The organism is Streptococcus sp. GP0011, from assembly GCF_030546305.1.
Classification (GTDB): Bacteria; Bacillota; Bacilli; order Lactobacillales; family Streptococcaceae; genus Streptococcus.
Map to the genome: position 1 here is coordinate 20,361 of NZ_JAUONR010000002.1, position 22,724 is coordinate 43,084.

Here is a 22,724-nt window from a genome sequence, read left to right on the forward strand (position 1 = left end):
AAGGAAATCGATTATGAAATTTCTTGAATTAAATAAAAAACGTCATGCGACCAAGCATTTTACTGATAAACCGGTAGATCCCAAAGATGTGCGTACGGCTATCGAAATCGCAACCTTGGCCCCAAGTGCCCACAATAGCCAGCCATGGAAGTTTGTGGTTGTTCGTGAGAAAAATGCTGAATTGGCAAAATTAGCTTATGGTTCGAACTTTGAGCAGGTATCATCAGCGCCAGTAACCATTGCCTTGTTTACAGATACAGATCTTGCCAAACGTGCCCGCAAGATTGCCCGTGTTGGTGGCGCAAAGAATTTCTCAGAAGAGCAACTTCAATATTTCATGAAGAATTTGCCTGCCGAGTTTGCGCGTTACAGTGAACAACAAGTCAGCGACTATCTAGCCCTCAATGCAGGTTTGGTTGCTATAAACTTGGTTTTGGCTCTTACAGACCAAGGAATTGGTTCTAACATTATTCTTGGATTTGACAAATCAAAAGCCAACGAAGTTTTGGACATTGAAGACCGATTCCGCCCAGAACTCTTGATTACAGTGGGTTACACAGACGAAAAATTGGAACCAAGCTACCGCTTGCCGGTGGATGAAATCATCGAGAAAAGATAGAAGGAAGAAAAAATGACAGCAATTGATTTTACAGCAGAAGTAGAAAAACGCAAAGAAGAGCTCTTGGCTGACTTGTTTAGCCTTTTGGAAATCAACTCAGAACGTGATGACAGCAAAGTAGATGCGCAGCATCCATTTGGACCTGGTCCAGTAAAAGCCTTGGAAAAATTCCTTGAAATCGCAGACCGCGATGGCTATCCAACTAAAAATGTTGATAACTACGCAGGACATTTTGAGTTTGGTGAAGGAGAAGAAGTTCTCGGAATCTTTGCTCACATGGACGTGGTGCCAGCTGGTAGCGGTTGGGACACGGACCCTTATACACCAACTATCAAAGATGGTCGCCTTTATGCGCGTGGGGCTTCAGATGACAAGGGTCCAACAACAGCTTGTTACTATGGTTTGAAAATCATCAAAGAATTAGGTCTTCCAACTTCTAAGAAAGTTCGTTTCATCGTTGGAACAGATGAAGAATCAGGCTGGGCGGACATGGACTACTACTTTGAGCACGTAGGACTTGCGAAACCAGACTTCGGTTTCTCTCCAGATGCTGAATTCCCTATTATCAATGGTGAAAAAGGAAATATCACGGAATACCTCCATTTTGCAGGTGAAAATACAGGTGCAGCTCGCCTTCACAGCTTCACAGGTGGTTTGCGTGAAAACATGGTACCTGAATCAGCAACAGCAGTCGTTTCAGGAGACCTGGCTGACTTGCAAGCTAAACTAGATGCCTTTGTTGCAGAACACAAACTCAGAGGAGAACTCCAAGAAGAAAACGGTCAGTACAAGGTGACTGTGATTGGTAAATCAGCCCATGGTGCTATGCCTGCTTCAGGTGTCAATGGAGCTACTTACCTAGCACTCTTCCTCAGTCAGTTTGACTTTGCAGGACCTGCCAAAGACTACCTCGACATCGCTGGTAAGATTCTCTTGAACGACCATGAGGGTACAAATCTCAAGGTTGCTCATGTAGATGAAAAGATGGGTGCCCTTTCTATGAATGCCGGTGTCTTCCGCTTTGATGAAACAAGTGCTGACAATACCATTGCCCTTAACTTCCGTTATCCAAAAGGAACAAGCCCAGAGCAAATCAAGTCAATCCTTGAAAACTTGCCAGTGGCTTCAGTTAGTCTTTCTGAACACGGCCATACCCCTCACTATGTGCCAATGGAAGATCCGCTTGTGCAAACCTTGTTGAATGTCTATGAAAAACAAACTGGTCTTAAAGGCCACGAACAAGTCATTGGTGGTGGAACCTTTGGTCGCTTGCTGGAACGTGGGGTTGCCTACGGTGCTATGTTCCCGGACTCAATCGATACTATGCACCAAGCCAACGAATTTATCGCCTTGGACGATCTCTTCCGAGCAGCAGCAATCTATGCAGAAGCTATTTATGAATTGATCAAATAAAACGATAGAAGTCTGAGATTGTATGCTTGGACTTCTTTTTGGAGGGAAAACAGATGTCTCAAATCGAAAGAATCAAGCAAGCCATTATGGCGGATCCGCAGAATACCAGCTATACAGAACGCGGAATCGAACCTCTCTTTGCGGCGCCAAAAAATGCCCGCATCAATATTGTCGGTCAGGCACCGGGGCTTAAAACCCAAGAAGCTGGGATTTATTGGAAGGATAAGAGCGGCGATCGCTTGCGGGACTGGCTAGGTGTAGATGAAGACACCTTTTACAATTCAGGTTATTTTGCAGTTCTGCCAATGGATTTTTACTTCCCAGGACATGGCAAGTCAGGTGATCTTCCACCCCGTAAAGGCTTTGCCGAAAAATGGCATCCGCAACTTCTCAAGGAATGTCCAAATATTGAATTGACCCTTTTGATTGGACAATATGCCCAGGCCTATTATCTTCATGAGAAGGTTAGTGGCAAGGTAACAGAGCGGGTAAAACGCTACAAAGACTATCTACCAGAATTTTTCCCTCTGGTTCACCCCTCACCACGAAATCAAATCTGGATGGCTAAAAATCCTTGGTTTGAGTCAGAAGTAGTGCCAGAGTTGAAAAAAAGAATTAAAACTATTTTAGGAGAAAAAGAATGAAAGAAATAGCCTTCGATGCATTTTACCAGCTTTATCAAAATGAGCAACTTTCTCTAGTGGACGTGAGAGAAGCAGAAGAGTTCGAAACGCTTCATTTAGAAGGTGCTCAGAACCTACCACTTAGTCAATTGGCTGATACTTATGATCAGTTGGATAAGGACCTCTTGCATTATGTCATTTGCAAATCTGGGATGCGTTCAGCGCGTGCTTGTCAATTTCTAGCTGAACAGGGTTATGACGTTATCAATGTCCAAGGTGGAATGACGGCCTTTGAAAATCTTTAAACCTCTATGGTGATAGACCCTAACCTTCCCTTGCTCGGTTCCAACTGAGTGAGGGATTTTGTTTTTAGATAATTCTTATTTTTAAAAATATTGAAAACATTCAATGATTAATTTTGGATACTTTTTTCAGAGTCTTAATCATGGTATACTAGGTCAGTATTTTAGAAATATGAAGGAGATTTTTATGGCTAAAAAAGGTGCTCTAACAGGCTTGCTCCTGTTTGGAATATTTTTTGGTGCGGGAAACTTGATTTTTCCACCTTCTCTAGGTGCCCTATCTGGAGAACAGTTTCTTCCTGCTATCGCAGGTTTTGTCTTTTCAGGTGTCGGTATTGCCGTCTTGACACTTATTATTGGAACGCTAAACCCGAAAGGATACATTCACGAGATTTCTAAGAAAATCTCACCTTGGTTTGCGACGCTTTATCTTGCAGTCCTCTATCTATCAATTGGCCCCTTCTTTGCCATTCCGCGTACAGCAACAACAGCTTACGAAGTTGGGATTAGTCCTCTCTTGTCTGAAGCAAATAAAGGCCTAGGATTGATTATCTTTACTGTGTTGTATTTTGCAGCAGCCTATCTGATTTCACTCAATCCATCAAAGATTTTGGATCGAATTGGACGTGTTTTAACGCCAGTCTTTGCCTTATTGATCGTTATCTTGGTTGTACTAGGTGCCTTCAAATATGGTGGAACAAGCCCTCAAGCGGCTTCAGCTGCTTATCAAGCTTCTGCCTTTGGTACAGGATTCCTAGAAGGTTATAACACCCTGGATGCCCTTGCTTCAGTTGCCTTCAGTGTAATTGCTGTTCAAACATTGAAACAACTTGGATTCTCCAGTAAGAAAGAATACATTTCAACTATTTGGGTGATTGGTATCGTTGTAGCTCTTGCCTTTAGCGCTCTTTATATCGGTTTAGGATTCCTTGGAAATCACTTCCCAGTACCAGCAGAAGTGATGAAGGGTGGAACACCAGGTGTTTATATCTTGTCGCAAGCAACTCAGGAAATCTTTGGTTCAACAGCTCAACTCTTCCTTGCTGTTATGGTAACTGTAACTTGCTTCACAACGACAGTTGGATTGATTGTGTCGACAGCAGAGTTCTTTAACGGACGTTTCCCACAAATCAGCTACAAGGTCTATGCCACTGCCTTTACCTTGATTGGATTTGCTATTGCAAACCTCGGTTTGGATGCAATCATTAAGTACTCAGTGCCAGTACTGGTAATCTTGTACCCAATAACCATCGCCATTGTGATGATCGTGATTGTTAATAAGTTTGTAGCCCTATCAAAACCGGGCATGCAGTTAACTATTGGGCTTGTTACAGCTATTGCTCTTGCAAGTGTCCTTGGAAGTTCCTTTAAAATTGAGTTTCTAGAAAATCTGATTAATGTCCTTCCGTTTGCGTCAGCCTCTCTTCCATGGCTAGTGCCAGCTATGATTGGAATCTTGCTTTCATTGGTTCTACCAAACAAACAAGAGAGTGATGTTTTTGAGATGGAATAAAAAAACCTTGGCATAAGCCGAGGTTTTTTATTTTTGTAAAAGACACTTAGTTAGTTTTTTCAGTATATCCAAGATCTTTTAACATTTTCTTAGAAGCAGTAAAGCTAACATTGTTACCTACGCCTGAGTATTCTTCTGGTAAGGCTTTTCTAAGTTCATCAATACTTGCGACTGTGAAGTCGACTTCAGCATCTTGAACGACCTTTTCATCTTTGATTTTGATGCTATGAGTAACACCTTTGAGACCTTGATATCCTTTATAAGTTTTTTCAACAAATGCTTTAAGAGTTTCAGCAGTAGTATCAAGAGCCTCTGGATCATAGACATTATGACCTGATTGTTTCAATACTTTGTCTCCATCTACAGTGTAGGTTAAAGTAGAATTAAAGCCAGTACGAGTATCATTTACAAAGGTCACAGTTTTTACTTCAGATTTGTTTTCTGTAGCTTGCTGGCTAGTAGATTCTACCTGAGTAGTTTCACTTTTTGCTGAGCTAGTTGATGAGGTTGTTGATTGTTTTGAACATCCCAATAAGATAGCTAATGGTAGAGCTATACAAAGAGTCATTTTAAAATATTTGTTCATGTCTTTTCCTTTCATAATCAAAGTATTTTGTATTATAACATGATTCTACTACAAAATCAACTAGACCTCCCCTCTCATCTGACTGGACATGACAACGAATAGAAACTAGTCTGATGATTAAAGTTTTGTCTCTATCTATTTCAAATAACTTTTATCCTATGGCTTTATAAGGGTGTGAAGTTTCAAATGCACTTTTATGAGATTGGGAGAATCTATTGGACTAATATAATAAAATACCCCAAGAGTTAGAGTTGTGTCTAACTTTTGGGGTGGACCTACACTAGTCTATATGAAATTTTGGGAGATTAGTTCGTCTTTTCTGTGAATCCCATTTTTTCCAGTGCTTTTTTAGAGTTTGAGAAACTGACACGATTGCCGATACCAGAATATTCTTCAGGAAGTGCTTTTCTAAGTTCGCTAATGCTTGCAACTGAGAAGTCAACTTCTAGATCTTGAACAACTTTTCCATCTTTGATTTCAATCGTTTGTTTAACACCTTTGAGTCCATTATAACCTTTGTACTTTTCTTCGATAAAACTCTTGACATCTTCTGGAGTTGCACCAAGGATTTCAGGATCAGCAATGTTATTAGCTGATTGCTTGATAACATTGTCGCCTTCTACAGTATAAACCAAGGTAGAAGTGATTCCAGAATTGCTTTTGTTAATAAAGGTATGTGTTTTAGTTGTTTCTTTCTTTTCTGATGATTGTTCAGTGCTTTGTTTGCTCTCACTTGACTGAGTTGTTGTGTCTTCTTTAGAACTGCTGTTTGCAGGTGTTGATGCTTGTTTGGAACATCCGAGCAGGAGAACAAGTGAAGCCACAAGGGCTAGTGATACTTTAAAGTATGATTTCATATTTGTTACTTTCCTTTCATAATCAAAGTATTTGTATTATAACATGGATCTATAGTGAAAGCAACTAAACACAGTTTTTCTCCTTTTGAGAAGGAGTCTGACTAGAAAAATGTTATAATGGTAGGAAAGAGGTGAAGAAATGAATCAGACTATAAACTATATCAAAGAACTAACTGCTATTGCATCTCCAACAGGCTTTACTCGTGAGATTTCAGACTACCTAGTCCATACTTTAGAAGAGATTGGTTACCAGCCGGTTCGTACAGCCAAGGGTGGTGTCAATGTTACTATTAAAGGTCAAAATGATGACCAACAGCGCTATGTGACTGCCCATGTGGATACGCTGGGTGCTATTGTCCGTGCAGTCAAACCGGATGGCCGTCTCAAATTGGATCGTATCGGTGGTTTCCCTTGGAACATGATTGAAGGGGAGAACTGTACGGTTCATGTGGCTAGCACAGGTAAAAAGGTATCTGGAACCATTCTCATCCATCAGACTTCTTGCCATGTCTACAAAGATGCGGGAACTGCTGAACGCACACAGGACAATATGGAAGTGCGTTTGGATGCAAAAGTAAGTAATGAAAAAGAAACCCGCGCCTTGGGTATTGAGGTTGGAGACTTTATTAGTTTCGATCCGCGAACAGTTGTGACAGAAACTGGTTTTATCAAGTCTCGCCACTTGGATGACAAGGTCAGCGCAGCAATTTTGCTCAATCTTCTTCGTATTTACAAGGAAGAGGGGATTGAATTGCCAGTAACAACTCATTTTGCTTTTTCAGTCTTCGAAGAGGTGGGTCACGGTGCGAACTCCAATATTCCAGCTCAGGTAGTGGAATATCTAGCTGTGGATATGGGAGCTATGGGCGATGACCAGCAGACGGATGAATATACAGTGTCTATCTGTGTCAAGGACGCTTCAGGTCCCTATCACTATGACTTCCGTCAACACTTGGTAGCTTTGGCGAAGGAGCAAGATATTCCATTTAAGCTCGACATTTATCCATTTTACGGTTCGGATGCTTCAGCAGCTATGTCAGCAGGAGCAGAGGTTAAGCATGCCCTCCTTGGAGCTGGTATTGAATCCAGTCACTCTTACGAACGAACACACATTGATTCGGTCGTGGCGACTGAGCGTATGGTAGACGCCTATCTCAAGAGCACCTTGGTAGACTAATATGTGCTTGATTTGTCAAAGAATTGAATGGATCAAGGCAGGGGAAAATCCCTACTTTGTAAAAGAACTAGAGACAGGCTATGTTGTTATTGGAGACCACCAATACTTTAAGGGCTATACCTTGTTTTTAGCAAAAGAGCATGTCACAGAACTCCACCATATGGAGACTTCTGTAAAACTTCGTTTTCTAGAGGAAATGAGTTTGGTCCAAGAAGCTGTTGCCAAAACGTTTAAAGCTGAAAAGATGAATATTGAACTCCTAGGAAATGGAGATGCCCACGCTCACTGGCACCTCTTTCCAAGACGATCAGGTGATATGAGGGGTCATGGATTGAATGGCCGTGGTCCAGTCTGGTGGGTGCCATGGGAAGAAATGGCGGCAGAAGATTGCCAAGTGAAATCCCATGAGTTGGAACAAATGATTAAAGCCTTATCCGATGAATTAGAGAAGCACTTGGTATAAGAGAGGAAGAAAAAATGAAAAAAAGATACATCGTTTTATCTGGTTTGCTGGCAGTAACCCTAGCAGCATGTTCTCAAGAAAAACCTAAAAATGAAGAAAACACTCAAAAAACGGAACAAACTAGTCAACCTGAAGGAACTGTAGGGAGCAAATCTCAAGCCTCTAGTCAGAAGAAGGCAGAAGTTGTCAATAAGGGAGACTACTATAGTATTCAAGGGAAGTACGATGAAATCGTCATAGCTAATAAGCACTATCCTTTGTCAAAAGACTATAATCCAGGAGAAAATCCAACAGCTAAAGCAGAGTTGCTGAAACTCATTGCAGCAATGCAAGCAGCTGGCTACCCAATCAGCGATCACTACAGTGGTTTTAGAAGTTATGAAACTCAAACCAAACTTTATCAAGACTATGTGAATCAAGACGGTAAGGAAGCAGCAGATCGCTACTCAGCACGCCCAGGTTACAGTGAACACCAAACAGGTCTTGCATTTGACCTTATTGGGACAGATGGTGATTTAGTCACTGAAGAAAAGGCAGCCCAGTGGCTCTTGGATCATGCGGCTGACTATGGCTTTGTCGTTCGCTATCTCAAAGGTAAGGAAAAAGAGACTGGCTACATGGCTGAAGAATGGCATCTCCGCTACGTTGGAAAAGAAGCCAAAGAAATTGCTGCAAGTGGTCTCAGTTTGGAAGAGTACTATGGCTTTGAAGGTGGCGATTACGTCGATTAAAAAAGTAATTTTTCTCTTGCATTTTTAGATAAATAGTGTATAATGGAAAGGTATGTGTAAAGCATACTTGTGGGAGGTAAAAATCTCTAATTACCGCCAAAACCACAAAGGAGGATTTAAAAATGGCTAAAAAAGTCGAAAAACTTGTAAAATTGCAAATCCCTGCTGGTAAAGCTACACCAGCTCCACCAGTTGGACCTGCTCTTGGTCAAGCTGGTATCAACATCATGGGATTCACAAAAGAGTTCAACGCTCGTACAGCTGACCAAGCTGGGATGATCATTCCAGTTGTTATCTCAGTATACGAAGACAAATCATTTACTTTCGTTACAAAAACACCACCAGCTGCTGTTCTTTTGAAAAAAGCTGCAGGTGTTGAAAAAGGATCAGGTACACCTAACAAAACTAAAGTTGCTACAGTTACTCGTGCACAAGTACAAGAAATTGCAGAAACTAAGATGCCAGATTTGAACGCAGCAAACATTGAGTCTGCAATGCGTATGATCGAAGGTACTGCTCGTTCTATGGGATTCACTGTTGTTGACTAATCAATAACACCCCCAATATAACCCGCAAGACTTCATCATTTCGAGAAGTGACGTGGGAGATGAAAATCGATTGAACCACTTACAAGGAGAATAGAAAATGGCTAAAAAAAGCAAACAACTTCGTGCTGCTCTTGAAAAAATCGACAGCACAAAAGCATACAGTGTAGAAGAAGCTGTAGCACTTGCAAAAGAAACTAACTTTGCAAAATTTGACGCAACTGTAGAAGTTGCTTATAACTTGAACATCGACGTTAAAAAAGCTGACCAACAAATCCGTGGCGCAATGGTATTGCCAAACGGTACTGGTAAAACTTCACGCGTTCTTGTTTTCGCACGTGGTGCAAAAGCTGAAGAAGCAAAAGCTGCTGGTGCAGACTTTGTTGGTGAAGATGACCTTGTTGCGAAAATCAACGACGGTTGGTTGGACTTCGACGTAGTTATCGCTACACCTGACATGATGGCTCTTGTTGGACGTCTTGGACGTGTCCTTGGACCACGTAACTTGATGCCAAACCCTAAAACTGGTACTGTAACAATGGATGTTGCTAAAGCAGTTGAAGAGTCTAAAGGTGGTAAAATCACTTACCGTGCTGACCGTGCAGGTAACGTCCAAGCAATCATCGGTAAAGTATCATTTGAAGCTGAAAAATTGGTTGAAAACTTTAAAGCTTTCAACGAAACAATCCAAAAAGCAAAACCAGCTACAGCTAAAGGAACTTACGTAACAAACTTGACAATCACAACTACTCAAGGTGTTGGTATCAAGGTTGACGTAAACTCACTTTAATTAACAGATTTTTAAAAACGAGTACGAAAGTGCTCGTTTTTTAGGTACAACGAGCATTCCGTTCATCTGAGGTGTAAGTCCTCTGTGGCTACCATATACTAGTAAACCCAAAAGTGATTCCCAAGCCTGACTATTGTGAGTAGCTGATCGAACGGCATTAGGATAGACTGTTTAAGTCTGACGTTGGAAATAAGAATCGGCAGAGAAAGAGATAGAGAAATCTTGGCTATACGAATAGGTACGTGATAGTAAAGCGCATATAGCGGATAAGGAGGCCAGCAACTCTAAAGTACAAATATGTAGCCGTAACCTATATGCGTAAACTACGTGAGCAATTGAATTCGAACTAGAGAGGTGATTAATAGATTTATGCTATAGTCATGGCAGCTTGTATGCTTTTGATTCTGCTTTATCAAATAATAGATTAGAATTGTCAGATAATATAATTTTATGTTATAATGAAGAAAAAATAGAGGTGTTCAAATGTCAGAAGCAGGTCATAAGTTTTTAGCAAAACTGGGGAAAAAACGCTTACGTCCAGGTGGAAAACGTGCTACAGATTGGTTAATTGCGGAAGGAGAATTTTCAAAAGAAAAGAGAATACTAGAAGTTGCGTGCAATAGGGGAACTACAGCAATTGAGTTGGCACAGCGTTTTGGTTGTAAGATAACTGCTGTTGATATGGATGGACAAGCCTTAGAAGTGGCTAAAAAATCTGCTGAAACGGCAGGTGTTGGTCATTTGATCAGATTTGAAAGAGCAAATGCAATGAAACTTCCTTATGGAGATGCTAGTTTTGATATTGTTATAAATGAAGCTATGCTGACTATGCAAGCCGATCAAGCTAAGAAAAAATGTGTAATGGAGTATCTGAGGGTTTTAAAACCTGAAGGTCTTCTTTTGACACATGATGTGCTTCTTAAGGAAGCTAAAGAGTCTGTCAGACAGGAATTATCACAAGCAATTCATGTAAATGTAGGTCCTTTAACTCAAGATGGTTGGGAACAGGTGATGATAGAATCAGGTTATCGTGATGTGAAAATATTGACTGGTGAAATGACATTAATGAAATTATCAGGTATGATTTATGACGAAGGTTGGCTAGGAACTTTGAAAATTTGCGTAAATGCTTGTAAAAAGGAGAATAGAAAGCAGTTTTTAACTATGTATAAAATGTTTGCTAAGAATAAACAGAAATTGGGCTTTATTGCTATGGCTAGTTATAAATCGTCAAATCGTTAGATAATTATTGAAGTTAACTTTTCCTTTTTTCTTTCTTAAAAAATATGCTATAATAGAGAGTAAAAAACTTTGAAAGAAAGAAAAAGATGAATTTAAAAGATTATATCGCAACGATTGAAAATTATCCTAAGGAAGGTATTACCTTCCGTGATATCAGCCCTTTGATGGCAGATGGAAATGCTTATAGCTACGCTGTTCGTGAAATTGTTCAGTATGCAACAGACAAGAAGATCGACATGATTGTGGGTCCAGAGGCTCGTGGATTTATTGTTGGTTGCCCAGTTGCTTTTGAGTTGGGAATTGGTTTTGCACCTGTTCGTAAACCAGGAAAATTGCCACGTGAAGTCATTTCTGCTGACTATGAGAAAGAGTACGGTATTGATACCTTGACCATGCATGCTGATGCGATCAAGCCAGGACAACGTGTTCTCATCGTAGATGATCTTTTGGCAACAGGTGGAACTGTCAAAGCAACCATTGAGATGATTGAAAGACTTGGTGGAATTGTAGCCGGTTGTGCTTTCTTGATTGAGTTGGATGAGCTTAAAGGCCGTGAAAAAATCGGAGACTACGATTACAAGGTACTTATGCATTATTAATGAAAAACAGTCCTTGGGGCTGTTTTCTCTTCATCTGCTATATAAATTAACTATAGCTAGTTAGAGAAAAACTATAATTGAAAACTATATCTTCATACAGTATAATAAAGGGAAGAAGTATTTGGAGGTTTTTACTTTCAAACAGACAACATCATTCCCGAAATAGAGAACTGTTAGGAGGGTATTATGCCGATTCGAATTGATAAAAAATTACCAGCTGTGGAGATTTTAAGGACAGAAAATATCTTTGTTATGGACGATCAACGAGCTGCTCATCAGGATATTCGCCCCTTGAAGATTTTGATTTTAAATCTCATGCCTCAAAAGATGGTAACAGAAACGCAACTCTTACGGCATTTGGCCAATACCCCTTTGCAATTAGATATTGATTTCTTATATATGGAAACACATCGTTCCAAGACAACCCGGGCTGAACATATGGAAACCTTCTATAAGACCTTTCCAGAGGTCAAGGATGACTTTTTTGATGGAATGATTATCACAGGAGCACCAGTGGAGCATTTGCCTTTTGAGGAGGTAGATTACTGGGAAGAATTCAAGCAGGTCATCGAATGGTCCAAGACGCATGTTTTTTCAACCCTCCATATCTGTTGGGGAGCACAAGCAGGTCTATATGTTCGCTATGGCGTTGAAAAGCACCAGATGGATCGGAAACTATCAGGTATTTACCCACAGGATACCTTAAAAGAAGGGCACCTTCTTTTTAGAGGTTTTGATGATCGCTATGTAGCTCCTCATTCTCGTCATACTGAGATTTTAAAAGAAGAAATCTTAAACAAGACCAATCTGGAGATTCTGTCAGAAGGTCCTGAGGTTGGGGTTTCTATCCTAGCTAGTCGAGATTTGCGTGAAATTTATAGTTTTGGTCATTTGGAGTACGATCGTGACACTTTGGCAAGAGAATATTTTCGTGATTGTGAGGCAGGACTTAATCCTCACATTCCGGAAAATTACTTCAAAAATGATGATGTGAATGAGACACCGTGTCTCTGTTGGTCTTCATCAGCTGCCCTCTTTTTCAGCAATTGGGTAAACTATGCAGTTTATCAAGAAACCCCTTTTGACTGGAGAAAGGTAGAGGATGATGCGGCTGCATTTGGATATCTATAAGAGGAATTATGACATATTTTGACGCTTTTAAATCAGGGAACTTGGTTTTGCCAAGTGCCCTGCTCTTGCATTTTAAGGAACTCTTTCCTTCCAGTGAAGATTTTCTGGTCTGGCAATTTTTCTATCTACAAAACACCATAGCCCTCGGAGATGTTTCGCCTAGCCAAATAGCTGAAATCATTGGCAAAGAGGTAGCAGATGTCAACCAATCTATTTCGAATTTGACTGAAAATGGTTTGCTACAATATCGAACCATTGAACTAAACGGTGAAATTGAGCTGATTTTTGATGCTAGTTTGGCTTTTGAACGCTTGGATAGCTTACTAGATAGCCAAACTCCAGCTACAACAGTCCCAAACCCGCAGAATCAGTTGAAGGATCTGGTTGAAACTTTTCAGCAGGAATTGGGACGCTTATTAACACCATTTGAAATCGAAGACCTTTCTAAGACTGTCAAAGAAGACGGAGTTAAGGCGGATTTGATTAAGGAAGCTCTCCGAGAGGCCGTTCTCAATGGCAAGCCAAACTGGAAATATATTCAGGCAATCCTACGAAACTGGCGCCATGAAGGCATTCAATCTGTTGCCCAAGTAGAGGCCAAACGAGCAGAGCGAGAAGCGAATAATCCCAAACAAGTTCAGGCTTCGGCTGATTTCCTCGATGCCATGAATTTGTGGCAAGATTAGTCGCTTGAAAAATCTTGAAAATTAGAGTAAGGTTTGCAAGCTCCTTATAAATATGATAGAATAATAGTGAATAAAATGAAAAAAGAGGTATGTGAAATGTCACGTAAACCATTTATCGCTGGTAACTGGAAAATGAACAAAAATCCAGAAGAAGCAAAAGCATTCGTTGAAGCCGTTGCATCAAAACTTCCTTCATCAGACCTTGTTGAAGCAGGTATCGCAGCTCCAGCTCTTGATTTGACAGCTGTTCTTGCTGCTGCTAAAGGTTCAAACCTTAAAGTTGCTGCTCAAAACTGCTACTTTGAAAATGCAGGTGCTTTCACTGGTGAAACAAGCCCACAAGTTTTGAAAGAAATCGGTACTGACTACGTTGTTATCGGGCACTCAGAACGTCGTGACTACTTCCATGAAACTGACGAAGATATCAACAAAAAAGCAAAAGCAATCTTTGCAAACGGTATGCTTCCAATCATCTGTTGTGGTGAGTCACTTGAAACTTACGAAGCTGGTAAAGCTGCTGAGTTTGTAGGTGCTCAAGTATCTGCTGCATTGGCTGGATTGACAGCTGAACAAGTTGCTGCATCAGTTATTGCTTATGAGCCAATCTGGGCTATCGGTACTGGTAAATCAGCTTCACAAGACGATGCACAAAAAATGTGTAAAGTCGTTCGTGACGTTGTAGCTGCAGACTTTGGTCAAGAAGTTGCGGACAAAGTTCGTGTTCAATACGGTGGTTCTGTTAAACCTGAAAACGTTGCTTCATACATGGCTTGCCCAGACGTTGACGGTGCCCTTGTTGGTGGTGCGTCACTTGAAGCTGAAAGCTTCTTGGCATTGCTTGATTTTGTAAAATAATCTCAGTTATTCCAGACAGTCTGCTAAGACTGTCTTTTTTTTTAAAGACTGTATATTTTTCTTAAATTATCAGTCAATTACAACTTTTTTAATATGGGTTAATTTTCTTGCTTTTGTCTACTAGGTGTAGTATACTGAGATAGTAATCAATAAATATGGTTGCAAAAATAATATTATGAGGTGAGAAAAATGGTAGAATTGAAAAAAGATGCATTAAAAGACGTTACAACATTATCTAAAACAGCGCCAGTAGCATTGGCAAAAACAAAGGAAGTATTGAACCAAGCAGTAGCGGACTTGTATGTGGCTCACATTGCCCTTCACCAAGTTCACTGGTATATGCGTGGTCGTGGCTTCCTCGTATGGCATCCAAAAATGGATGAATACATGGACAGTCTTGATAGCTATCTTGACGAAATCAGTGAACGTTTGATTACTCTTGGTGGAAAACCTTATTCAACTTTGACAGAATTCCTTCAACACAGTGAAATCGAAGAAGAAGAAGGAGAATTCCGTAACGTTGAAGAAAGCTTGGAACGTGTTCTAGCAATTTATCGCTACCTCATCGCTCTTTTCCAAAAAGCTTTGGATGTAACTGACGAAGAAGGTGATGATGTTACAAACGATATCTTTGTTGGGGCTAAGGCTGAACTTGAGAAAACAGTTTGGATGCTTACAGCAGAACTTGGACAAGCTCCTGGTTTGTAAAATATAGTTGCTACCCCTTTTATCATGAGGCGCTTGATAAGTGCCCATGATCAATCATCTTTTAAAAGTCATGTAACTGTAAAAAGGTGCATGATTTTTTTGTCTGCTGGACTTAGGACACATTGTCAAAAGTAGGATTTTACGGTATAATAGTTGCTGTTCAATAACATATGAATTTTAAAGAATAATTGTTAGTTTAAGGAGGACTTATGAACAACTTACCAAATTGCCCAAAATGTAATTCAGAATATATCTACGAAGACGGAAGTCTCTTGGTCTGCCCAGAGTGTGCCTATGAGTGGAATCCTGCAGAAGTTGCAGAAGTAGAAGAAGGTGTTGTTGCTATCGATGCCAATGGAAATAAATTGGCTGACGGCGATACTGTAACCCTTATCAAAGACTTGAAAGTAAAAGGTGCGCCAAAGGATTTGAAACAAGGAACTCGCGTTAAAAATATCCGTATCGTAGAAGGTGACCACAACATCGACTGTAAGATTGATGGTTTTGGAGCTATGAAACTCAAGTCAGAATTTGTTAAGAAAATCTAGCCATGAAACTGAATTATAAATTTATCTTTTATAGTCGTGTCCTCTTGTTCTTAGCGGCATTTACAGGAGTTTATTTGGAGATTACCAAACACGGTGGCTTTGGTATGCTCCTTTACTATACAGTGTTGTCCAATCTTTTGGTAACGATTTTCACGGGTTATCTGCTCCGTGTGATGAGCCGTTCAGGTGAAAATTGGCAAAGTCCGACCTTGCTTCGTCTCAAGGGTGGTGTTACCATGAGTATCATGATTACCTGTGTGATTTACCATTTTATGCTTGCTCCGATTGCGACAGACTTTTACCGTGTGGAAAATTTCCTTTGCCACTATATCGTTCCACTCTGGTTTTTAGCTGACACCCTCTTCTTTGATAAACGGGGTCAATACAAGATCTGGGATCCAGTCTTATGGACCATCTTGCCCTTGGTTTATATGATTTTTGCCTTGTTTAACGGCCTGGTCTTAAAACTCAATATTCCGAATTCCAAGGACAATCCCTTCCCATATTTCTTTTTAAATGTGAACAAGGGTTGGGACGTGGTTATCAAATGGTGTTTGATCATTTTTGCGGCCTATATGGTTGCAGGTTTCATCTTCTATCTGATCAAGCAAATCAAGCGAAAATAGTCTTCCTATTAGGAAAGTTAGGACGGAGTCTCTAGTTCAATCGGGCTCCTTCTTTTCTTGCCATCTTCCTTTTAAAAGGATAAACAGTGAGAAATATACAGAAAGAAAATTCATGAAACAATATTTAGAACGGGCTAGTATTTTGGCCCTCTCCCTCGTTTTGATTACCTCCTTTTCCATCTCAAGTGCTCTGCCAGCCATGTTTGACTACTATCAAGGCTACCCCAAGGAACAAATCGAGCTCCTGGTCAGTCTCCCTTCTTTTGGAATTATGATCATGCTGGTTTTAAATGGGTTTTTGGAGCGGTTGTTTCCTGAGAGACTTCAGATTAGTCTGGGACTTCTCATCCTTTCTATCGGTGGGACAGCCCCTTTCTGGTATCAGGAGTACAACTTTGTCTTTGCGATGCGGATTTTATTTGGCTTGGGTGTTGGGATGATCAATGCCAAGGCCATTTCCATCATCAGTGAACGCTATCATGGAAAGACACGGATCCAGATGTTGGGTCTTCGCGGATCAGCAGAAGTTGTCGGGGCATCGATTTTGACTCTAGTTGTAGGTCAACTCTTATCCTTGGGATGGACAGTGACCTTCTTGGCCTACAGTGCGGGGTTTTTAGTATTGATCCTTTATCTGCTCTTTGTCCCTTATGGGAAAGAAAAGAAAGAAACAAAGAGAAAAGAGACCGAAACGACTCGTTTGACAGGACAGATGAAAGGCTTAATTTTTCTATTGGCTGTCGAAGCAGCAGTAGTTGTCTGCACCAATACAGCTATCACCATTCGTATTCCTAGTCTGATGGTGGAAAGAGGTCTAGGGGATGCCCAGTTATCGAGCTTGGTCTTAAGTATTATGCAGTTGATTGGTATCTTGGCAGGTGTGAGTTTTTCTTTCTTTATCTCTCTGTTTAAAGAAAGGTTGCTCCTTTGGTCGGGTATCACCTTTGGATTGGGGCAGATTGTGATTGCCTTGTCTCCGTCATTGGGTGTGATGGTAGTTGGAAGTGTTGTGGCAGGTTTTTCCTACAGTGTGGCCTTGACCACTGTCTTTCAGCTTCTTTCTGAAAGAATACCAGCCAAGCTCCTTAATCAGGCAACATCTTTTGCAGTGCTAGGATGTAGCTTTGGGGCCTTTACGACACCTTTTATTCTTGGTGCGATTGGCTTGGTGACTCAAAACGGTATGTTGGTCTTCACCATTTTAGGATGTTGGTTGATTGTCACTTCTATCTTTGTTATGTACGCACTTCAAAAGAGAGCTTAGGATTGGTTTCCTAAGTTTTTCTTTTTGGGAATTTTGTACCCAGACAATTATTGGTTTTTAAACTTGTTTACACTTTTATTTCCTGATAAAATAGAAGTTATGACAAGATATAAAGCAATCATTTCCTATGATGGTTATGCCTTTTCTGGTTTTCAGCGCCAGCCTCATGCGCGGAGCGTTCAAGAGGAAATCGAAAAAACCTTAATGAGACTCAATAAGGGGCAAGCCATCACTGTTCATGGTGCTGGTAGGACGGATAGTGGGGTCCATGCTCTGGGACAGGTTATTCATTTTGATCTGCCCTATCAGATGGATGTGGAAAAACTCCGTTTTGCTCTGGATACCCAGTCACCAGAAGATATCGATGTGATTTCAATTAAGCTTGTGGCGGATGATTTTCATTGCCGTTATGCAAAACATAGCAAGACATATGAGTTTATCGTGGATAGGGGGCGTCCTAAAAATCCGATGCGCCGTCACTATGCTACTCACTTTCCCTATCCCCTCGATGTGGAGCGAATGCAGATAGCTGTCAAGAAATTAGAGGGAACCCATGATTTTACTGGGTTTACAGCATCTGGAACCAGTGTAGAGGACAAGGTTCGGACTATTACAGAAGCCAGCCTTAGTGTTGATGAGACAGGCCAATTTTTGACCTTTACCTTTTCAGGAAATGGTTTCTTGTATAAGCAGATTCGCAATATGGTGGGGACGCTGCTCAAAATAGGAAATAATCGAATGCCAGTTAAGCAGATTGACTTGATTTTGGAGAAGAAGGACAGAAAACTTGCAGGTCCAACGGCTGCACCGAATGGCTTGTATTTAAAGGAGATTCGTTATGAAGAATAATCGTATTTTAGCCCTTTCTGGGAATGATATTTTTAGTGGTGGTGGTTTGTCAGCTGATTTGGCCACCTATACCTTAAACGGCTTGCATGGCTTTGTTGCAGTGACTTGTTTGACGGCTTTGACCGAAAAGGGGTTTGAAGTCTTTCCTACGGATGATACTATTTTCCAACATGAGTTGGATAGTTTGCGTGATGTGGAGTTTGCAGGGATTAAGATTGGCCTTCTCCCTACTGTCAGTGTGGCTGAGAAGGCCTTGGACTTTATCAAGCAACGTCCTGGAGTCCCGGTGGTATTGGACCCTGTCTTGGTCTGCAAAGAAACGCACGATGTAGCTGTCAGTGAACTCTGTCAAGAGTTGATTCGTTTTTTCCCTCATGTCAGTGTGATCACGCCAAATCTTCCTGAAGCAGAATTATTGGCTGGTCAGGAAATTAAAACATTGGAAGACATGAAAGCTTTAGCGCAGAAATTGCATGATTTAGGAGCGCCAGCAGTCATTATCAAGGGAGGCAATCGCCTCAGTCAGGATAAGGCTGTGGATGTTTTTTATGATGGACAAACTTTCACTGTTCTAGAAAACCCAGTCATTCAAGGACAAAATGCTGGTGCAGGTTGTACCTTTGCCTCAAGCATTGCCAGTCACTTGGTTAAAGGTGATGAACTTTTACCAGCAGTAGAGAGCTCGAAAGCTTTCGTTTACCGTGCTATTGCACAAGCAGATCAATATGGAGTAAGACAATATGAAGCAAACCAAAACAACTAAAATCGCCCTTGTATCCCTCTTAACCGCCCTTTCAGTAGTCCTAGGTTATTACTTGAAAATTGGAACGCCAACAGGAATATTGACTCTCTTGGATGCAGGTATTTTCTTTACTGCCTTTTACTTTGGCAGTAAAGAAGGAGCTGTCGTTGGAGGACTAGCAGGATTCCTAATTGACCTTCTATCAGGCTATCCACAGTGGATGTTCTTTAGCTTGATAAATCATGGCTTGCAAGGTTATTTTGCAGGTTTTAAAGGGAAATGGCAATGGCTGGGCCTAGTCTTAGCTACTATCGTCATGGTAAGTGGCTACGCTCTGGGCTCAACCCTAATGAATGGCTGGTCAGCAGCCTTACCAGAAATTCTTCCAAACTTCCTGCAAAATACCTTGGGGATGATTGTGGGATTTGTGGTCTTTCAGAGCGTCAAGAAGATAAAATAAAAAAGTCAGCTTCAATAGCTGACTTTTTGCTTGTCTATATTTAATCAAAATAAAGCAAATCTTTGCTGGTGCTTGTAAAGAGGTCAAAGCCATCCTTAGTGACGACACCGCAGTCTTCGATACGAACACCGACTTTACCAGGGATATAGATACCTGGTTCAACAGAGAAGCACATGCCTTCTTCGATGACCATGTCGTTTCCTTCCATGATAGATGGGAACTCGTGAACATCCATACCGATACCGTGACCGAGACGGTGATTGAAGTACTCACCATAACCAGCTTTTTCAATGACTTCACGTGCAGCGCGGTCAACTTCATGTGCAGTCACACCTGGCTTGATAAAGTCAAGGGCAGCTTGTTGGGCTTCAAGGGTCAAGTTGTAAATGTCTTTTTTGAATTGATCTGGTTTACCGACAGCGACCGTACGAGTCATATCTGAGGCGTAGCCATTAACCATGACACCGAGGTCAAAGAGGAGAAGGGCGTCCTTTTCAACCTTGTTTGCACCAGGAATTCCGTGTGGATTTGCAGCGTTATCGCCAGTCAAGACCATGGTATCAAAGCTCATTTCATAGCCTTCACCTTTCATGGCAAAGTCGATTTGGGCAATGATGTCTGTCTCTGTTTTATCAAGAGAAATATTGTCAAAACCAACCTTAACAGCCTTATCAGCGTAGATACCTGCAACCATCATTTTTTGGACCTCATCAGCTGATTTGATGAGGCGCATGCGTTGGATGCGAGGAGTGAGGTTTTCAAACTCAGCAGTTTCAAAGACTGTTTTCAAACCATGGTACTTGGTTAAGATGAGATTGTCAAACTCAACTGCCACACGTTTGAAGTCTAACTGTGGCAAGGCATTTTGGATTTTCTTCCATGGGTTTTCAGAGTCCACATAGCCCACAACTGGGAAGGAAACAGTGCTGCTTGCACGCTCTACTTCAAGGGCTGGAACAAAGAGAAGCGGTTCCTGATCTGCTAGAACAAAGAGGAACATTTGGCGTTCATGGGGATCACTGTAAAAGCCAGTGAGGTAATTAATAGTGACGGGGTCAGATACGACAGCGACGTCTAGTTTTTCTGATTCAAGATATGTTACGATTTGTTGTAATTTAGACATATGCTACCTTCTTTCTACCCCTCTATTTTGGCAAAAAATGAGAGAAATTGCAAGGGGGAAGGGTAAAAGAACAGGCAAAAAGAACCCCGACAAGATAGGGGAGTTCTTTGATCTATTTTTCCTTAGTTTAGGTAAAGTCAGCCTTGCTTTTGACGTCGCTGTATTCTTCAGCGATTTCTTGGCTGAGTATGTCCTCATAAGCAGGAAGTTGGATATCCTGACCGTATTTCTTCTTGAGGGCAGTAGTGACTAGGCGATAAGCCAGATTGGCATTACGAGAGAGGATAGGCCCGTGGAAGTAGGAACCAAAGACATTCTTATAATGAACCCCTTCGCCGATCTTTTCTTCGTTGTTTCCATTTCCATAGACAACCAGTCCCAGTGGTTTTTGGTCATCTGAGAGGAAGGTACGGCCTTGGTGATTTTCAAAGCCATAGTAGGTTTCATCGAAATCTTCATTGTGAATCTTGATGTCACCGATAAAGCGGTTGTTGGTTTGGTTGAGAGTATAATGTCCCATGACACCGAGCCCTTCGATGCGCTTACCTGAAGCTTCAACATAATATTGACCCAATAATTGGAAACCACCGCAGATGGCTAGCACCACTCCATCGTTTTGGATGTAGTTGTCAATGCTCTCTTTTTTAGCAGGTAAGTCGCCTGCGATGATGCTTTGTTCAAAGTCTTGCCCCCCACCGAAAAAGGCGATGTCGTAGTGGTTTTCATCAAATTCATCATGGAGAGAAACGATGTCAACCGTCACATGAGCACCCAGCTTTTCAGCCACATACTTGAGCATGAGGATGTTTCCATTGTCCCCGTAAGTATTCATGAGATTTCCATAGAGGTGGGCAATGTTGAGCTGATAAGGGTAGTTGCCAGCTTTTGAGGAAAGTGAAGTGTAAACCATTAGTTCATCTCCTTTCTAACAATCTGACGACTAGCCAGCAGTTCGCGGAATTCCAGCATGGCAGTATAGGTTGCTAGGATATAGGCATGCTTGCAGTCTTGCTTCTCAATGGTTTTGAGAACTTGCTCCAGATTGCTTGTCTCAGTGATTTTATCAGCTGGATAGCCTGTCACCCGTAGACGACGCGCGATTTCAGAATGACGAACACCACCAGCGTTGATTTCAGGAATGTCCATGTCAATGATTTGTTCAAAGTCAGCATCCCAGATCCAACTAGTATCAATCCCATCAGCATAGTTGGCGTTGAGAAGGACAGATAGGCTAAATGGATAAGGCGCTAGTTTGATCATCTCGATAGCCTGAGTTGCACCGACTGGATTTTTAATCAAGACAAGAGTACATTCTTTGTCACCGATATGGAAGGTTTCCTGGCGTCCAAAGACAGCACGGCTTTTGTCAAATCCCTGCTTGATGAGTTGTGAATCGGCACCGAGGAAACGGGCAATAGCGACCGCAGCAAGGGCATTGTAGATATTGTAGAGCCCACCGATTTGGATTCCGTATTCTTGTCCGTCAATGACAAAGCGAGAGCGATTGTTAGTCAATTCAACCAATTCTGTCAGACGGTAGTCCAAGTCAGGACGTTTGCAACCACAATTTTCACAGATATAGGCCCCCAAGTTAGCATAGGTATTGTGCTCATATTTGAGGATGCCTTGACAGTCAGGGCAGAGAATCCCTTCGGTATTGTAGTGAGCCAGTTGGGCTGGTCCTTTTTCCAAGTCAAAACCAAAATACTGAACAGGATTTGGAATTGCAGGCTTGTAGAAAAGTGGACTGTCACCGTTAAGGAGGACAGTAGCAGTAGGAACTTTTCGAATAGCGTCCAAAATCATGTTGTAGGTCGTATAAATCTCACCGTAGCGGTCCATCTGGTCACGGAAAATATTGGTGATCACAAAAAGGCTAGGCTGGATATAGTCACAGATACGAGAAAGACTGGCTTCGTCGATTTCGAGGACGGCAATGTTTTTCCCAGTTTTAGAAGATTTGGCTGTTAGGAAGGTTGTTGTAATCCCTGTAATCATATTGGCACCGCTAGGATTGGTCAGAACCTGACCATAGACCTCTTTTAAAATGCCGACAGTGAGGGCAGTTGTCAGGGTTTTTCCATTGGTTCCAGTGACCACGACAATCTCGTAGTTCTTAGCTAAATTTTGTAAAATATCTTTATCAAATTGAAGGGCGAGTTTTCCTGGGAGCGTGCTTCCACGGCCAAGACGGCTCAAGATGAAGTGAGAAGAACGCCCAGCAAGGAGGCCCAAAGTAGTTTTTAATTTCATGTTTCTATTATATCATAAA

Annotated in this window: 27 protein-coding genes; 22 read left to right on the plus strand and 5 right to left on the minus strand. The window is 41.4% G+C overall.

All coding sequences use genetic code 11. From position 1 onward, the window contains the following. The first annotated feature begins 13 nt into the window (after nt 1-13). The 5 genes from Q4443_RS02440 to brnQ all read left to right on the plus strand — a co-directional run bounded on the left by Q4443_RS02440 (nt 14) and on the right by brnQ (nt 4,470). A complete protein-coding gene (locus Q4443_RS02440) occupies nt 14-619 on the plus strand; it encodes a nitroreductase family protein (RefSeq protein ID WP_049518911.1) in 606 nt (201 codons plus the stop codon). 12 nt (nt 620-631) lie between these two features. Further along, nucleotides 632-2,032: a dipeptidase PepV gene (gene pepV, locus Q4443_RS02445; protein WP_049518912.1), complete on the plus strand. Its 1,401-nt coding sequence runs from the start codon at nt 632-634 to the stop codon at nt 2,030-2,032. 53 nt (nt 2,033-2,085) lie between these two features. Then, nucleotides 2,086-2,676, plus strand: coding sequence for a uracil-DNA glycosylase family protein (locus Q4443_RS02450; protein WP_049518913.1), 591 nt, complete (start codon nt 2,086-2,088; stop codon nt 2,674-2,676). Beyond that, nucleotides 2,673-2,960 carry a rhodanese-like domain-containing protein gene (locus Q4443_RS02455; RefSeq protein WP_049518914.1) on the plus strand — a complete coding sequence of 96 codons (288 nt, stop codon included), beginning with the start codon at nt 2,673-2,675 and terminating at the stop codon, nt 2,958-2,960. The genes Q4443_RS02450 and Q4443_RS02455 overlap by 4 nt, the downstream gene beginning before the upstream one ends. A gap of 184 nt (nt 2,961-3,144) precedes the next feature. After that, nucleotides 3,145-4,470 carry a branched-chain amino acid transport system II carrier protein gene (gene brnQ, locus Q4443_RS02460; protein ID WP_049518915.1) on the plus strand — a complete coding sequence of 442 codons (1,326 nt, stop codon included), beginning with the start codon at nt 3,145-3,147 and terminating at the stop codon, nt 4,468-4,470. A 46-nt stretch (nt 4,471-4,516) separates the two neighbouring features. Here the strand turns inward: brnQ and Q4443_RS02465 are convergent, their stop codons facing one another. After that, nucleotides 4,517-5,056: a DUF1307 domain-containing protein gene (locus tag Q4443_RS02465; protein WP_049518916.1), complete on the minus strand. Its 540-nt coding sequence runs from the start codon at nt 5,054-5,056 to the stop codon at nt 4,517-4,519. Between the two features lie 305 nt (nt 5,057-5,361). Beyond that, a complete protein-coding gene (locus Q4443_RS02470; protein ID WP_049518917.1) occupies nt 5,362-5,913 on the minus strand; it encodes a DUF1307 domain-containing protein in 552 nt (183 codons plus the stop codon). A gap of 139 nt (nt 5,914-6,052) precedes the next feature. Between Q4443_RS02470 and Q4443_RS02475 the strand changes: the two genes are divergently transcribed. The 17 genes from Q4443_RS02475 to Q4443_RS02555 all read left to right on the plus strand — a co-directional run bounded on the left by Q4443_RS02475 (nt 6,053) and on the right by Q4443_RS02555 (nt 19,329). Beyond that, nucleotides 6,053-7,090, plus strand: a complete 1,038-nt coding sequence (locus Q4443_RS02475; RefSeq protein ID WP_049518918.1) for a M42 family metallopeptidase — start codon at nt 6,053-6,055, stop codon at nt 7,088-7,090. A gap of 1 nt (nt 7,091) precedes the next feature. Further along, nucleotides 7,092-7,553: an HIT family protein gene (locus tag Q4443_RS02480; RefSeq protein ID WP_038804884.1), complete on the plus strand. Its 462-nt coding sequence runs from the start codon at nt 7,092-7,094 to the stop codon at nt 7,551-7,553. A gap of 14 nt (nt 7,554-7,567) precedes the next feature. Next, nucleotides 7,568-8,284: an LD-carboxypeptidase LdcB/DacB gene (gene ldcB / locus Q4443_RS02485; RefSeq protein ID WP_044021158.1), complete on the plus strand. Its 717-nt coding sequence runs from the start codon at nt 7,568-7,570 to the stop codon at nt 8,282-8,284. 122 nt (nt 8,285-8,406) lie between these two features. Continuing rightward, the gene (rplK, locus tag Q4443_RS02490; RefSeq protein ID WP_001085808.1) at nt 8,407-8,832 is read left to right on the plus strand and encodes a 50S ribosomal protein L11; all 426 of its coding nucleotides are present in this window, start codon (nt 8,407-8,409) and stop codon (nt 8,830-8,832) included. Between the two features lie 97 nt (nt 8,833-8,929). Beyond that, nucleotides 8,930-9,619, plus strand: coding sequence for a 50S ribosomal protein L1 (gene rplA, locus Q4443_RS02495; protein ID WP_001085675.1), 690 nt, complete (start codon nt 8,930-8,932; stop codon nt 9,617-9,619). A gap of 483 nt (nt 9,620-10,102) precedes the next feature. Then, the gene (locus Q4443_RS02500) at nt 10,103-10,861 is read left to right on the plus strand and encodes a class I SAM-dependent methyltransferase (RefSeq protein ID WP_049518919.1); all 759 of its coding nucleotides are present in this window, start codon (nt 10,103-10,105) and stop codon (nt 10,859-10,861) included. 86 nt (nt 10,862-10,947) lie between these two features. Beyond that, nucleotides 10,948-11,460 carry an adenine phosphoribosyltransferase gene (locus Q4443_RS02505; protein WP_001049315.1) on the plus strand — a complete coding sequence of 171 codons (513 nt, stop codon included), beginning with the start codon at nt 10,948-10,950 and terminating at the stop codon, nt 11,458-11,460. Nucleotides 11,461-11,646: 186 nt separating this feature from the next. Beyond that, complete coding sequence (gene metA, locus Q4443_RS02510; protein ID WP_049518920.1) at nt 11,647-12,591, plus strand: homoserine O-succinyltransferase; 945 nt, start codon at nt 11,647-11,649, stop codon at nt 12,589-12,591. A gap of 8 nt (nt 12,592-12,599) precedes the next feature. Further along, nucleotides 12,600-13,277, plus strand: coding sequence for a DnaD domain-containing protein (locus Q4443_RS02515; protein ID WP_049518921.1), 678 nt, complete (start codon nt 12,600-12,602; stop codon nt 13,275-13,277). A 96-nt stretch (nt 13,278-13,373) separates the two neighbouring features. After that, nucleotides 13,374-14,132: a triose-phosphate isomerase gene (gene tpiA / locus Q4443_RS02520; RefSeq protein WP_000087891.1), complete on the plus strand. Its 759-nt coding sequence runs from the start codon at nt 13,374-13,376 to the stop codon at nt 14,130-14,132. A gap of 189 nt (nt 14,133-14,321) precedes the next feature. After that, nucleotides 14,322-14,840, plus strand: a complete 519-nt coding sequence (locus Q4443_RS02525; RefSeq protein ID WP_049518922.1) for a Dps family protein — start codon at nt 14,322-14,324, stop codon at nt 14,838-14,840. Between the two features lie 209 nt (nt 14,841-15,049). Then, nucleotides 15,050-15,388, plus strand: a complete 339-nt coding sequence (locus Q4443_RS02530) for a zinc ribbon domain-containing protein YjdM (protein ID WP_001061581.1) — start codon at nt 15,050-15,052, stop codon at nt 15,386-15,388. A gap of 2 nt (nt 15,389-15,390) precedes the next feature. Then, complete coding sequence (locus tag Q4443_RS02535; RefSeq protein ID WP_000775204.1) at nt 15,391-16,014, plus strand: Pr6Pr family membrane protein; 624 nt, start codon at nt 15,391-15,393, stop codon at nt 16,012-16,014. Between the two features lie 112 nt (nt 16,015-16,126). After that, nucleotides 16,127-17,278, plus strand: coding sequence for an MFS transporter (locus tag Q4443_RS02540; protein ID WP_000816261.1), 1,152 nt, complete (start codon nt 16,127-16,129; stop codon nt 17,276-17,278). A 99-nt stretch (nt 17,279-17,377) separates the two neighbouring features. Further along, nucleotides 17,378-18,127 carry a tRNA pseudouridine(38-40) synthase TruA gene (gene truA / locus Q4443_RS02545; RefSeq protein ID WP_303407900.1) on the plus strand — a complete coding sequence of 250 codons (750 nt, stop codon included), beginning with the start codon at nt 17,378-17,380 and terminating at the stop codon, nt 18,125-18,127. Beyond that, nucleotides 18,117-18,890 (plus strand): bifunctional hydroxymethylpyrimidine kinase/phosphomethylpyrimidine kinase, encoded by a 774-nt coding sequence (locus tag Q4443_RS02550; RefSeq protein ID WP_049518924.1) that lies wholly within the window; start codon nt 18,117-18,119, stop codon nt 18,888-18,890. The genes truA and Q4443_RS02550 overlap by 11 nt, the downstream gene beginning before the upstream one ends. Next, nucleotides 18,868-19,329, plus strand: coding sequence for an ECF transporter S component (locus Q4443_RS02555; protein WP_049518925.1), 462 nt, complete (start codon nt 18,868-18,870; stop codon nt 19,327-19,329). Before Q4443_RS02550 ends, Q4443_RS02555 begins: the two co-directional genes overlap by 23 nt. 40 nt (nt 19,330-19,369) lie before the next feature. Here Q4443_RS02555 and Q4443_RS02560 read toward each other — a convergent pair whose 3' ends face one another. The 3 genes from Q4443_RS02560 to murT form a co-directional block, all read right to left on the minus strand. Next, nucleotides 19,370-20,452, minus strand: a complete 1,083-nt coding sequence (locus Q4443_RS02560) for a Xaa-Pro peptidase family protein (RefSeq protein ID WP_049518926.1) — start codon at nt 20,450-20,452, stop codon at nt 19,370-19,372. A 127-nt stretch (nt 20,453-20,579) separates the two neighbouring features. Next, nucleotides 20,580-21,362, minus strand: a complete 783-nt coding sequence (gene gatD / locus Q4443_RS02565) for a lipid II isoglutaminyl synthase subunit GatD (RefSeq protein WP_049518927.1) — start codon at nt 21,360-21,362, stop codon at nt 20,580-20,582. Further along, complete coding sequence (murT, locus tag Q4443_RS02570; RefSeq protein ID WP_049518928.1) at nt 21,362-22,705, minus strand: lipid II isoglutaminyl synthase subunit MurT; 1,344 nt, start codon at nt 22,703-22,705, stop codon at nt 21,362-21,364. Before murT ends, gatD begins: the two co-directional genes overlap by 1 nt. Nucleotides 22,706-22,724: the final 19 nt, after the last annotated feature.